General features: G+C 45.6%; 10 protein-coding genes. 1 reads left to right on the top strand and 9 read right to left on the bottom strand.

Going from position 1 to position 13,230, the window contains the following annotated elements; genetic code table 11:
• The 8 genes from DR864_RS22240 to DR864_RS22205 all read right to left on the bottom strand — a co-directional run bounded on the left by DR864_RS22240 (position 1) and on the right by DR864_RS22205 (position 10,159).
• Positions 1–786 carry a 3-keto-disaccharide hydrolase gene (locus DR864_RS22240; protein ID WP_114069036.1) on the bottom strand — a complete coding sequence of 262 codons (786 nt, stop codon included), beginning with the start codon at positions 784–786 and terminating at the stop codon, positions 1–3.
• Positions 787–1,044: 258 nt separating this feature from the next.
• Positions 1,045–2,580 carry a response regulator gene (locus tag DR864_RS22235; RefSeq protein ID WP_114069035.1) on the bottom strand — a complete coding sequence of 512 codons (1,536 nt, stop codon included), beginning with the start codon at positions 2,578–2,580 and terminating at the stop codon, positions 1,045–1,047.
• The gene (locus DR864_RS22230; protein WP_114069034.1) at positions 2,577–3,716 is read right to left on the bottom strand and encodes an FIST signal transduction protein; all 1,140 of its coding nucleotides are present in this window, start codon (positions 3,714–3,716) and stop codon (positions 2,577–2,579) included. Before DR864_RS22230 ends, DR864_RS22235 begins: the two co-directional genes overlap by 4 nt.
• A 281-nt stretch (positions 3,717–3,997) precedes the next feature.
• Entirely contained in the window at positions 3,998–4,789 is a 792-nt protein-coding gene (locus tag DR864_RS22225; protein ID WP_114070417.1) for a PhzF family protein, read from the bottom strand.
• Between the two features lie 133 nt (positions 4,790–4,922).
• Positions 4,923–5,447 (bottom strand): thioredoxin family protein, encoded by a 525-nt coding sequence (locus DR864_RS22220; RefSeq protein ID WP_114069033.1) that lies wholly within the window; start codon positions 5,445–5,447, stop codon positions 4,923–4,925.
• Positions 5,448–5,564: 117 nt separating this feature from the next.
• The gene (locus tag DR864_RS22215; RefSeq protein ID WP_162794043.1) at positions 5,565–7,031 is read right to left on the bottom strand and encodes a gluconokinase; all 1,467 of its coding nucleotides are present in this window, start codon (positions 7,029–7,031) and stop codon (positions 5,565–5,567) included.
• Positions 7,032–7,061: 30 nt separating this feature from the next.
• Positions 7,062–7,523 carry an Lrp/AsnC family transcriptional regulator gene (locus DR864_RS22210; protein WP_114069031.1) on the bottom strand — a complete coding sequence of 154 codons (462 nt, stop codon included), beginning with the start codon at positions 7,521–7,523 and terminating at the stop codon, positions 7,062–7,064.
• Between the two features lie 62 nt (positions 7,524–7,585).
• Positions 7,586–10,159 carry a zinc-dependent metalloprotease gene (locus tag DR864_RS22205; RefSeq protein ID WP_114070416.1) on the bottom strand — a complete coding sequence of 858 codons (2,574 nt, stop codon included), beginning with the start codon at positions 10,157–10,159 and terminating at the stop codon, positions 7,586–7,588.
• Between the two features lie 225 nt (positions 10,160–10,384).
• Here DR864_RS22205 and rocD point away from each other — a divergent pair, with 225 nt between their 5' ends.
• A complete protein-coding gene (gene rocD, locus DR864_RS22200; RefSeq protein ID WP_114069030.1) occupies positions 10,385–11,620 on the top strand; it encodes an ornithine--oxo-acid transaminase in 1,236 nt (411 codons plus the stop codon).
• Positions 11,621–11,681: 61 nt separating this feature from the next.
• On the opposite strand, the gene DR864_RS22195 is transcribed toward rocD, so the two are convergent.
• A complete protein-coding gene (locus DR864_RS22195; RefSeq protein ID WP_114069029.1) occupies positions 11,682–13,121 on the bottom strand; it encodes a DASH family cryptochrome in 1,440 nt (479 codons plus the stop codon).
• Positions 13,122–13,230: the final 109 nt, after the last annotated feature.

Raw genomic sequence — 13,230 nt, 5'->3', positions numbered from 1 at the left:
CTAGAGTTGCTTTAAACGAAGATTGCGATACTGTACTTTCATGGGGGGACCCACGTGTACTTGTACCCCTAGAAGTCCCTTTGACTTACCATTTACTGCATCATTATCGACTACCTCGCTCATTAAAACACCATTTATATAATGTTGGAGGCGGTTTCCTTTGACAATCAGATGGAACTCATTCCAGTCTTCGCCTTTAATCAACGTCTTCAATGAATCCGAACTTCCGAGTGAACCCGTCACGCTCAAATCAGTCCATGCGTTGCTTTTTACTTTGGCGCGTACGGCTTCGGGAGTGAAAGTGCCCGTTTGGGGATTAATAGACGTTTTTTGTCCGCGATAAGCAAGCGTTGTTCTTTTACGCTCTTCATAATTTTGGCCAGTATAGCGGTTGTTACCGTCGATGTCGGCCTGATACCCGCGCAAGGCAAAAGGTATATCTGTCAAGCGGTCGCTGCGGTAGTTGATGCCTGAATTACCCGCCTTGGTAATGTTAAATTCACCCTTCAATTCAAAATCGGCAGGCTCACCACCTTTCCAGATGATGAAAGAATTGGTTTTAAGCAGAGTAGTAGGGGTAATTTCTCCCACTAAATTTCCGTTTTCAACGCGCCAGTAGGTAGGGTCACCCTCCCAGCCATCCAGCGTCTTTCCGTCAAATATTTGAACAAATCCATCCTTCGCTTTCTTTCCTTGACCCGTGGTCGATACTTTACAACTTGTCCACAACAATACGGAAAGAATCAATCCTACGTGTAAATAGTTGAAATTGTGTTTTTTTAACATTTGAATTGGTGGTTGAAAGGTTTATTTATTTTGTGTTTGTCAGCCGTTATTGCCTTTGAAAGCGCTTTGCTTACATCTCAATAAGAGCCAAAACTATATTCAAATATTTCTAAAAAGTGTCTTAAATACTATCCTATACATACCTGCTTACGCAAAATCATTGCATAAGTACTACCCACGCAGGTGCCCTTAAACCATGAAAAGCACACCGAAATTCGATGCGCTTTTTATGGTTGACTTTATAATCAGGAAGTTACGTTAGATTCGGCTACTATACTTCGCTATTTTCTGAAATAACTCTTTAGGATTGAAAGGTTTGGTGACGTAGTCGTTCATTCCTACCAAAAACGCCCGGTCTTGATTGCTCAACGTGGCCGAGGCCGTTAGGGCAATGATGGGAATATTCATGTCCATTTCTCTGATTTTCTGCGTGGCAGTGTACCCATCCATTTGCGGCATTTGAATATCCATCAGAATCACGTCGTACTTGCCTGCGGCGTACTTGTCAACGGCTATCTGGCCGTTTTCGGCTACATCCAATACAATCTGCCACCTTTCCAGAAATTTAGTGGCTACTTTTACATTCATGGGGTAATCTTCCACCAAAAGAATTTTTACACCTTTTAGGGTGCTTTCGTTCAGAAGTTCATTGTTTGCTTCAAGGACTTTATTCTTGAGCGCAGTTCCGATTTCCAGCTCTATCGTGAAGAAGAACTTCGAGCCTTTGCCCAATTGACTTTCAATCTGAATATCGCTGTTATGAAGATATAGCAGCTTTTTGGTAATGACCAGCCCTAGCCCAGTTCCGCCAAATTGGCGGGTTGTTTCGGAATTGGCTTGGGTAAATTTCTCAAAAATGGACGCCTGCTTATTTTCGGCAATGCCAATGCCCGTATCGATGACCGAAATATCCATCACCGCCTTATTCCCAACTTTCTTTACAAAAGACAACTCGACGGTGATACTGCCGTTGGCCGTAAACTTAACAGCATTAGACACCAAATTTGAAATAATCTGACCGAGCCGAAGCGAATCGCCGATAACCACATCGGGTACGTCATCGTCAATCATCAATTTGATTTTATTCCCTTTTTCTTCGGCTTTAACTTGGTTGGCTTTTTTGATGTTGGAAATCAGCTGCTTAATATCAAACGGGACTTTTTCCAGTTCCACTTTGCCCGCCTCAATCTTGCTAAAATCCAGAATATCGTTGATGAGTACGTAAAGATTATCGGTCGAAAATTGAAGAATTTTGAGATTTTCGGCCATGACGGGCGACACATCTTCCTGCTGCATCAAATACGTAAGGCCCACAATGCTGTTCAACGGGGTGCGAATTTCGTGGCTCATCATCGAAAGAAACTCCGATTTGGCATCAGTGGCGCTCTCCGCCGCTTCTTTGGCCTGGCGCAGTTCCGCTTCAATGAGCTTACGGTTTTCAATTTGCACCTGAAGAAAATCAACCAATCCCAGCAGATTATTGGAATCAAAAGCCCTCGGTTGAATCCCTTCCTGAATTTCTAACGAGTGAATCGCCTCAATCAGTTTTTCGACCGATATCTTACGTTGCGAAATCTCTTCTTTGAGCTTATTGTTGATTTCTGCGTACTCTTTGTCATTCAACTGCGCCGAATGTTCGAGCAATTCTTTATCGCGATCAAAATTGAGGTAAGAATCATTCACCGCTTTGATAAAATGGCCAAAGTGCTCATGTTTCAAACAATCCTCGGTCAAAAACTTATTGATTTGCTTTTTCAGTAAGCGGTGGAATTTTGTGGTATCAATAGCGCTCATTTTTCGGAGAAAGTAGTAATCGTCATGGTTTGATTGTGTAACTCACAACGCGCATTGGGGTTCAGGGGTGAAATCTCCCCGTAAGAATAAAAACCGGTCATGACTGGCTGTTCTCCGAATATCTCCCTAGCGGCTTCCACTTCTTCTTCGGTGCGTGAGCCCAGCACTAATTTTCGACCCACGCAACTCACCAAAATGGCCAGTTCGGGCGGGCTGTCAAAAAGGCTCATTGAATTTTGGGCAGCACTGGCAGAGGCATCAATCAGGCGGTCAAAATTTGCTTTCATAAACCGCACCAAAGCGCCTTTGGGCAGCTCGCCCGCAAATGTCATGCTTCGGTTGGTTTCGTCAATGGAAAGAATCGTCCGAACGATGGGCTTCGCATCGGCGGTCGCTCTCATCGAAAGCGGAAACAACAAGGCCGCTCCCGGCAATTCATCGGCATATTTACCCAAATACTCTTTATAAAGGTCAAGAGCCTTTTTTTCACCGATTTTATAAAGCACATTGTACTCAGAATCAGTCACTTCTCTCTCTGGACCGAACACATCCCATCCACCCATGGTTCCGTGGCCTACGGTCAATTGCGTCCCGTAAAAGCCAATTCCTACGATTTTTCCCTCTTTGGGGTTTTCGTTTAGCCCCACGAGTGTTTTTTCAAAACGGGCTTCATCGCCCGCCAAGCCGCCCGAAATGAGGATTTTATCGCCGGTGTATTCATTGAGGGCCGCAATCAACTCGCTACCGTTGACCCGCCCACCGTCAGAAATGACAAATATCGCGGTAAGGTCGTCGGCCAATAAATTTTGCGCTATTTTTTTTCCCGACTCAGCACTTTGAAAATGGTTTTCAATGTCAATCTTAGTCGTTTTGACAAGTGTTTTATCAAATTCAATTGCGGTGACAATGATGGTTCCTTCATGAACCGAGTTTTGGTATATTTCTCCCGATGTAGAGTTAATAACAATTTCTGCAGCAGGAAACAATTCCCTCAAATAATCATAAGGTTGAAGGTCTTCTAAACACTTCCTCTCACCAAAAGCCAATACCAATTGGGCTTGCGAAGCAGCAAAAGCTGGGGTTTCAGATATAGGGTTCCAAACACTATTCCGAAAAGCGAGTTGTTTTATCCTCATTTTGTTGTAGAAATGCGAATATAAGATATGTTTTAGTATTTTCTGTTGTTAAATCGGTATATTTTCTTAAGAATATACCTACTGAGGAAGTATGTTTTAAAATAGCTGATTAGGCGCTTTAAAATGGTCCATTCCTTCTAAAACCAATAAAAAGAATTTTACTTCATCTAATCGTATATACCTATCTGCGCCACTAACAAGCATTATTTACGGTCAGCGATACCGCCGACTTCCTTTGTTAATACAAAATTGTTAGATTAAAAGAAGTAATAAGGCGTGTTTCAGCCAGTAACAATCGTGCCTTTCAAGTACAGTCGAACCTGCCCTGCTATCTCGACCCGCTCTCCAATCAGCTTCGTTTTCAACACTCCTCCCCGCTTTGAAACCTGTAAGGCGCTGAATTCTGTTTTTCCGAGTTTTTCGGCCCAATATGGCGTGAGCGTCGTATGGGCGGAGCCAGTTACGGGATCTTCAGCGATGCCAGACTGAGGAGCAAAAAAGCGGGAGACAAAATCAACTTCTTCGCCTTTGGCGGTGATAATCACCCCTCTGACGGGTAAAGTAGAAAGCACAATTACGTCAGGATTGAGGCTTCTCACCTGTTCTTCATTCTCCAATACGGCCATAAAGTCGGTTTTCCCTCGTATTATTTCTACGGGCATGATGTCCCCCAAAGCTTCCAACAAAGCGGGAGGTGAAACAAGTTGTTTGTGAAGGGTATCGACGGGAAAGTCCAGAATAAGCCAATCTTCCTCCTGTCGAACCGTCAGAACACCACTTCGAGAATCAAAGTGGATTTGTTCTTGAGCGTAATTCTCAATCGAAAACAAAACGTAAGCAGTGGCAAGGGTAGCGTGACCGCACAGGTCTACTTCAACGGTAGGCGTAAACCAGCGAATATGAAATCCGTGGTCGGTTGGAACATAAAAAGCGGTTTCGGCGAGGTTATTTTCAGCAGCAATGGCCTGCAATGTTTCATCAGGTAGCCAAGATGTAAGCGGTACAACGGCGGCGGGGTTGCCCCCAAAAACTTGATTGGTAAATGCATCAAGCTGATATATAGGAAGTTCCATATTCATAGCGTTGGTAAAATCTCTAAACATTTGCAAAGGTGGACAGGTTCGTTTTTCTTCAAAAATCTTCTTTTAGAGAAAGAACCTCGCCACCTCATGCCAAACTACATAAAACAATGGTATACAATGATAATTACTGTGCTTTCGCCGTATATTTTCCGGGATACGTCTTTTCTTTAAATTGGTCGAAAGGCTCTTTTTCGTGGTTATTATCCCCAAAATACGCCAGCACCTGATGAAACATACGCGGCTCCAAGTATCCCGAAACTGGCTGAATGAGCGCCATCTTTTCATTCATAAATACCGTTGTAGGATAGCCCGTAATTTTACCATTCAGCATGTTTTTAAACGAAACATTGCCCAACATCACATCCCCGTCTTTTTCGGGATTGAACTTTACAGCGTAGTATTTCTTGTTGACGAAGTCGATTACTTCGGCGTTTTTGAAGGTATTTTTATCCATTACCTTGCACCAGCCACACCAATCCGTATAAAGGTCAATAAACACTTTTCGGGGTTGTTTTTGGTTAAGTTTATAGGCTTCTTCTAGGGTTACCCATTTTATTTTGGCTTCTTCTTTGGGTGCAGTTTGTGGCTTTAGCGCCATCAGACTTACCAAAAGCGCCGCCGATAGGGTAACTAATACTGCTTTTTTCATGGTTTTCGGGAATGATTAAGTACTGATTAGTAACGGTTTTGAATTTTATTTGGTTCTCTCAAATACCGCGCCAATCGTATGACAAAATTCTCATTCTGTCAATAAATTCCTAATCTTTCAAGCTTTTGTCGGGGCAATTAGCTTACCGAAATTTTTGTTTACTTTCCGATAAATGAGTCGATTGGAAGGGTCGGGATGGTAGGTCTCGGCAAAATGAACACAGTTCTGAACGCCCTTCTCAAGGCTCTCTATTTTTTCTAACGCTTTCATTGCCAACATGATAGCCCCCAAACACCCGCTTTCACCACTTTGGTTGACTTTTACCGCTATTCCGAAAATGTCGGCTAATAGTTGCACCCAAAATTTGGATTGCGTAAAGCCACCATTGGCGTGGAGTATCTGGGTTTTAGAAAGTTGATTGTCGATGATTTGGCGCGTTTGATTCAGGTTCAGTACAATGCCCTCTATCGTGGCGCGCACCAAATGCGCCTGGGTGTGTTGCCAACTTAAATTCCGATAGCTTCCCCGGGCGTGGGCGTCCCAAACGGGCGCTCTTTCTCCCAGCAGGTAAGGCACAAAAAGTAAGTCTTCGGCTCCAGGGGGAGCATTCTCGGCCAAGACAAGCAGCTCATTGGGGTCTTTTAATAAAAGGTGTTTTGAAAGCCACTCCAACACATTGCCGCCGTTATTGGTCGGTCCGCCCGATACAAAATGGGTCTCGTCAAGCACGTACGTGAAAAGCCGTCTTTTCTCATCACGGGCTGGCGTAGCGGCCGTTTGACGGATGGCTCCGCTGGTACCGATGGTCAAGGTAGAAACGCCTTTGGCCAAAGCCCCCGAGCCTAAGTTGGCCAAACAGGCATCGCCCGCACCGATGACAAAGGGAGTTCCGGAACGCAATCCAAGTTTACGGCAAAGCGAAGGATTCGTCAGTTTTTCAATATGATACGTAGGTACCGCTTCCGACAGTTGCGTGGCCTTGATGCCCGTATAAGCCAGCGCCATTTCGCTCCATTTCAAGCGGCGGTTGTTCAAAAGCGACGTACCCGAAGCCATCGAATAGTCAATTTGAAACTTCCCAAAAAGGTTAAACCAAATGTATTCCTTTTGGGATACAAACCGTTGAATGCGTTTAAAAAGTTGGGGCTGGGTTTGGCGAAACCAAACCATCTTCGTCAGGGGGGCGTACGGATGGGCAGGAATGCCCGTATGTGAATATAATTTGGGGAAAATATCAGCTTGTTTGAGGGCGTCGGCTTGGGCTTCGCTGCGATTATCTGCCCAAAGCACCGACCGTGTAAGGCGATGATTGTGGGCATCAAGTGGAATAACGCTGTGCATGGCCGAGCACAAACTTACGGCTTCTATCGTGGCATTTTTGTGCCGCAACTGCTCCGTTACCTGCCGAAGTACGTGGACAAAAAGTCGGTATATCTCGTCAGGATTTTGTTCAACAAAACGATTTCGAGGGTGATACGTTACGCAGGTTCCCGTGGCGTGGGCCACTGCGCTCCCGTTTTCATCAAAGGCTACGGCTTTGACATTGGTGGTACCGATGTCTATTCCAATCCAAGTACTTTGCACAGAGGTAAGGTTTAGCAAATGGTAAAAAACTTACTCTTCAATGGGCACATTTCGTTTGAAAGCGGCCCCGAAATCAATCAATGATTCGGTTTTTAGCACCCCCGGAATGTGGTCAATTTTCTCGTAAAGTACGCGCCGCATGTGCTCATTGCTGCGAGCCACAATCCGGATGTACAACGTATATTTTCCCGTAATATAATAACACTCCGTCACTTCTGGAATTTGCTTGAGTGCTTCAATGATTTTTTCCGAATCGGAATCTTCTTTGAGCATTATGCCCGTAAAAGCTCCCCACTCAAACCCCAATTTACGCTCATCAAGTACCACGGTGGTGCTTTTCAAGATACCAATGCGTTTGAGCTTCCCTACCCGCTGGTGCACCATTGTATTAGAAATACCCAAATCGTCGGCAATAGCCGAATAGGCTTTACGCGCATCTCGTTCGAGTTGCTGTAAAATGAGTCGGTCGTATTCGTCTAAGGGCTCTTCCATGGATTATAAAAATCGTTGCTTTTTGGAAGAAAAACCCTTCCAAAAAGCAACGTTAATGACGATTATTTAGGGTCTAATGCCTTCGTGATGCGGAAAAGACAATCCTGAAGGTGGTATTTGGTCATTTTATCGGTAGTGGCAGGAATTGCCGCCTGAATCTCACCACGGAGCAGCGTCAAATGCGCCCGCACCATGGTCTGTATATCACCTTTGCGCGGGTCGGCCGAAGGAGGCAAAACGGCACCAAATACTTTGGCAGTACCCGTTCCACCAAACGCCGGTATACTTGGCAAGTTGAGCGTTGTCACCATCCGCTCGACAAAGATTTTTTGGAGGTTTCGGCGGTGAGTATCGGCGGCTTTGCGCGTTTTGAGTTCCGACCAAATACCCGAACGAACGTCGGTAAACAATTCGTCTAGCGTATACGCATTGGTAGTTTTTTCGGTAGCTTCGATGATGCGTTGCAGGCGGTCAGCGGCAAAAAGACTTGTTAAAGTTGCTTCTTGAATTTTCGACACAAAATCTACGCCCATATCGGGACGAATACGCCGCATGATGTTGGCATCCAACAACCACGTTGGCGTGGCAAACAGCTGCTGGTTTAGGAACGTGACGGCGTCTTTCTGAAGTTTTTTAGGCGTGACTTCATAAATCACCCCTTCTTGGTCCATGGTTTTTGGCGTTTCATAGATTCCACCCACGTACTTGGCTACGTGGCCCAGATAACGACGGTATTGCGTCACCACTTCGTTGTAGCCCTCTTCAAGCATTTCATAGTCTTCAGCTTCCTCGGAAGTCCATGCTACTAAGTTTGGTACAATGCGTTTTAGGTTTTTGATACCGTAGTCACTCGCAAGCATGGCATTATCACCCACATCTTCGTTTTGGGCGCGCGGGTCGTAGGGGTTGGTTTCGGTCAAGAACCACAAACGGCGGTTGGGCAGGGCTTTTTCTTTATACCATTTGTTCAAAACAACCTTGTCTTCTTCGGGCGTTTTGGTATCGTAAATAGGTTTGTAGGCCCATTCAATGGCCCAAATATCGTAATCACCAATCCGTGGGAAGAAATCTGTCACCCCGTCTTCGGGCTGGGCTACGTAGTTAAAACGGGCGTAATCCATAATGGAAGAAGTGTGTCCGTTTTTACTTGTAAACTCTTTATCACGCAGTTTTTCTACGGGCGTGGCGGTTGAAGCGCCGTAATTGTGGCGCAGGCCAAGCGTATGTCCTACTTCGTGCGACGACACAAACCGAATCAATTGGCCCATCAACTCATCATCAAATTTATTTTTGCGGGCGCGTGGGTCAGCAGCGGCGGCTTGGGTCATGTACCATTTCTTCAGGAGTTTCATGACGTTGTGGTACCAACCGATGTGACTTTCCAAGATTTCGCCCGTACGCGGGTCGTGAACATTGGGCCCGTAGGCATTTTCAATATCGGAAGCAAAATAACGAATGGCCGAGTTGCGGGCGTCTTCTAGGCTGATGGTCGTGTCTTTTTCGTCCAATATAACGCCCTGAATCGCGTTTTTCCAGCCTGCTTTTTCAAACGCCACATTCCAGTCATCAACGCCCATTTTAAGGTATTTGCGCCATTTCTCAGGGGTTGCAGAATCAATATAATAGATAATCGGCTTTTTAGGCTCAATCAATTCTCCCCGGCGCTGACGCGCTTCGTCTTCTTTGTTTTTGGGTTCCAAACGCCACCGAACCACAAACGTTTTGTCTTCGGTACGCTGCGAATTTTCACCGTATACGCGGTAGCCGTTGGCAAAATAGCCGACCCGAATGTCAAACAAACGTTGCTTCATCGGCACGGCCGGAAGGGCAATAAACGACGTATTCAACTCCATCGTGACGGCTCCCGCAATGGAAGACGCGGGCAAATTGACCGAAGGAATCGGGCTCGGAACGGGCGAAGGAGGTGTAGGCATCGGCGGAATAGCGCCGTAGGTTTTTACCACTTTTATTTCTGTATTGAGCGGAAACGACTTGATGCTCTGAATGTAGGTACGGTCGGTCTGAATGGTAGTCAATTTGTACGCCTGCTTCACCACGGGTGACATAGAGATAACAGCGTTTTCACCTTTGAAAAAATCCGTTACTTCAATCACAACTGAGGTATCTTTACGAACGGCTTTGATGTCAAACGCCATCGCAATCGGGTCAACGTTGGAGTTACGTACCGCCTTGTAAATGGGCGAGTTAGCATCTTCACTCACGTTAATATACGCCACAGCGCGCATAAAGAGTTTGTTTTCAGGGCCTTTCTCAAACCGCACTACTTGGCGATTAAGAAGCTCACCCCCGTAGGCTGGCAAGCCCACCGAACCGGGCGTAGTACTCGACTGCGACAAGCGCGTTACGGCCATCATTTCTTTGCCCAACAGGGAATCAGGCAATTCAAAAAAGTATTTTTCATCAATTTTATGGACAATGAATAATCCCTTCGTGGTTTTGCTTTTGTCTGTAATTACTTCTTTGTAGGCTTTAGGGCCAGGCTTGGCTGGCGCGGGAGCCGCAGCGGAAGGAGGAGAAGCGGGAGAAGTCGGGGTTGTGGGTGTGGTAGGTCTTCGGTCTTGCGCAATGGCCGTCAACGCCACAAAAGAAGACAGAAATGTCAGGTATTTGAGCATGGTTGTAGATTTGTTGATTGACGCTTTACTCGTCAGGTTTTTGGTAAGTGGTTTTTTGAAAATATTCAAGTGTCAAAACAAGAAAAAAAGCCGCAATGTTTTATGAAAATTGTTTTTAATTTTTATTGTTTTAAATAAATATGACCTATTTATGATTGAAAATAAGTTATATTTTACTTTTGACAAATTTGAAAATTGTCAAAAATACAAAATCAATCGACTCTCATGACGGCAGAAATCACTCAATCAGACTATTTAATTGGCCTCGAAAAACGCTACGGGGCGCACAATTATAAACCTGTTCCTGTCGTGATTGAGCGGGGAGAAGGTATTTTTGTGTGGGACATCGACGGCAAGCGGTATTTCGATTTTTTGTCGGCCTACAGCGCCGTCAATCAGGGGCATTGCCATCCGCGCATTGTGGAAGCCCTGGTGGCCCAAGCCCAAAAACTGACCCTCACATCGCGGGCATTTTACAACTCAGTGCTGGGCGAATGTGAAAAATTTCTGTGCGACTATTTTGGTTACGATAAAGTCCTGATGATGAATTCAGGCGCCGAAGGTGGAGAAACTGCTCTCAAACTCACCCGCAAATGGGGGTATCTGGTCAAAGGCATTCCCCAAAACGAAGCCAAAACCGTGTATGCCGCTGGCAACTTTTGGGGGCGTACTATGGCCGCGATTTCATCCTCTACCGACTCCGACAGCACCGACGATTATGGTCCTTTTTTACCTGGCTACATCATTATTCCGTACAATGATTTGGCGACGTTGGAACAGACTTTTCAAGCTGACCCCAACATTGCGGGTTTTATGGTGGAGCCTATTCAGGGCGAAGCGGGCGTAGTAGTGCCCGACGAAGGCTATTTGCGCGGCGTGCGTGAGCTTTGTACAAAATACAATGTACTTTTTATTGCCGATGAGGTGCAAACGGGACTTGGCCGCACGGGAAAACGCCTCGCCTGCGACCACGAAGACGTAAAGCCAGACATCTTAATTTTGGGAAAGGCGCTTTCGGGCGGTGTGTACCCAGTTTCTTGCGTCCTGGCAAGCGACGAAATCATGTTAACCATCAAACCTGGTCAGCACGGCTCGACCTACGGTGGCAACCCACTCGCGGCGGCGGTGACAGTAGCAGCCCTCTCAGTAATTAAAGATGAACATTTAGCCGAAAATGCCGAGCGATTAGGCGAAGTTTTCCGCGAAAAAATGCGGGAATTACAACATAAAACAGACTTGATTCAGGAAGTACGTGGCAAAGGTCTACTAAACGCGGTGGTGATCAATACCGACGAAGAAAGCCCGCTGGCATGGCAAATCTGCCTTCAATTAAAAGAAAAAGGTCTGCTCTGTAAGCAAACCCACGGTAATAAAATTCGTTTTGCCCCTCCCCTCGTCATCACCGAAGCTCAAATCCACGAGGCATGTGACTTGATTGCAGAGGTAATTTTGAGTGTATAGAGAGTTATTAACGTCGGCGAGGTTTGGAACCCACAGTGGAACTCCTCGCCGACGTTCTTTATTATTTCCGCGACCACTTATCAGTCTCCACAATCGGTAGCGGATATTTTTCTCCAAGTTGGACATTGTACTCGCTCTGCGCTTCGGGCGTCAAGGTCCATACTTTATGAACCGACTCAGCCGGAACGGCAGCCAATTCGGGCAACCACGTTTTTACATACTCCCCTTTGGCGTCATATCTAGTAGCCTGCGTCAGGATATTAAAATAACGATTTTCGCGCGGGTCATTGCCCACCCCTGCCACATAATTCCAGTTCCCCCAATTGCTACACACATCATAATCAATCAGTTGGCTTTCAAAATAAGCCGCACCCCACGTCCAATCGACCATTAAATCTTTGGCCAGAAAACTCGCCACATTTTGCCGTCCACGGTTTGACATGAATCCCGTTCGTTGGAGCTCGCGCATGTTGGCGTCGATAAACGGAACACCCGTTTGACCATTCACCCATTTATCAAACAGCTCACGACGATGATTCCACCGCAATTCGAGATTGTATTGAATTCCTGAAGTTTTAAAAAGTCGGGTGCCATATCTGAGCGCCACAAAGCGAAAATAATCTCGCCAAATTAACTCAAAAATAAGCCAGTAGGTCGAATCATTCGCCCCATTTTTAGCTTCATATTTCTTTATTTCTTCATAAATCTGTCGTGGCGACAAACACCCCAAGGCCAGCCAAGGCGAAAATTTTGATGAGTAATCAGCACCCAAAAGGCCATTACGGGTTTCTTTATAGGATTTTATCAGGCCAGTTTCCCACAGGTAATGATGAAGGCGATGCAGTGCTTCTGTTTCTCCTCCTTTAAATGCCAACACCGCCCGTTGGTCGGCCTCAGGAAGCTGCGAAAACAAAATCAATTCATAGATTTCGGGCATCTTACCAAACTCCAATCCTTCGGGGATACGTAGCGCCACTGGCTCCTGAAAAATCGGTCGAATCACGGATTGCCCTTCCACCGCTTTTCTGAATTCAGTAAACACCGTGGGCAAACGGGATACCCAAAAGGGCAAATCACGTGGGTGATAGAGCGTAGAACCCCAAAAAACCTCAAAATCAATATTATCCACTTTGAGTTTTTTTGAAAGAGAGGTTTCTACATCGGTTTCTTCCTGCGTAGCTTCTTTTGCGGTGTAGATGGCCGTCACGTCCAAATCACGCGCAAATTCGCTGATGACGACTTCGGGCTTACCTATCCTGATGACCAGATTCGCACCTTTTTTACGAAGATTATCGCGAAGATTTTGGACTGATTCCAGCAAAAATTTCGCCCGAAACGTGCCTGTTTTAGGAATACCCAGCGGGTCTATCTGTTCAAACTGACGCGTATCAAAAACGTACATCGGAATCACTTCATCGGCGTCCTGAATGGCTTTCAAAAAGCCTTCGTTATCGTGCAGGCGCAAATCGTTTCGAAACCAATAAATAATGCGTTTGGGCATGGAGGTAAATGATATGTTATTTTCGATACGTCAAAACTACGCCTATCAGGGATAGATTTAACGAAAACACGAAGAGTTTTTTTGAAGAAGTACTAAATTCTATAGCTTA

This window comes from Runella rosea (assembly GCF_003325355.1).
In the GTDB taxonomy this organism is placed as follows: Bacteria; Bacteroidota; Bacteroidia; order Cytophagales; family Spirosomataceae; genus Runella; species Runella rosea.
Note: the sequence above shows the minus strand (reverse complement) of the source record. Positions and strands in the feature narration are given on the sequence as shown.

Coding starts and splice junctions, on each gene's coding strand:
- DR864_RS22240 (WP_114069036.1), bottom strand. CDS start 786: ATGTTAAAAAAACACAATTTCAACTATTTACACGTAGGATTGATTCTT.
- DR864_RS22235 (WP_114069035.1), bottom strand. CDS start 2,580: ATGAGCGCTATTGATACCACAAAATTCCACCGCTTACTGAAAAAGCAA.
- DR864_RS22230 (WP_114069034.1), bottom strand. CDS start 3,716: ATGAGGATAAAACAACTCGCTTTTCGGAATAGTGTTTGGAACCCTATA.
- DR864_RS22225 (WP_114070417.1), bottom strand. CDS start 4,789: ATGGAACTTCCTATATATCAGCTTGATGCATTTACCAATCAAGTTTTT.
- DR864_RS22220 (WP_114069033.1), bottom strand. CDS start 5,447: ATGAAAAAAGCAGTATTAGTTACCCTATCGGCGGCGCTTTTGGTAAGT.
- DR864_RS22210 (WP_114069031.1), bottom strand. CDS start 7,523: ATGGAAGAGCCCTTAGACGAATACGACCGACTCATTTTACAGCAACTC.
- DR864_RS22205 (WP_114070416.1), bottom strand. CDS start 10,159: ATGCTCAAATACCTGACATTTCTGTCTTCTTTTGTGGCGTTGACGGCC.
- rocD (WP_114069030.1), top strand. CDS start 10,385: ATGACGGCAGAAATCACTCAATCAGACTATTTAATTGGCCTCGAAAAA.
- DR864_RS22195 (WP_114069029.1), bottom strand. CDS start 13,121: ATGCCCAAACGCATTATTTATTGGTTTCGAAACGATTTGCGCCTGCAC.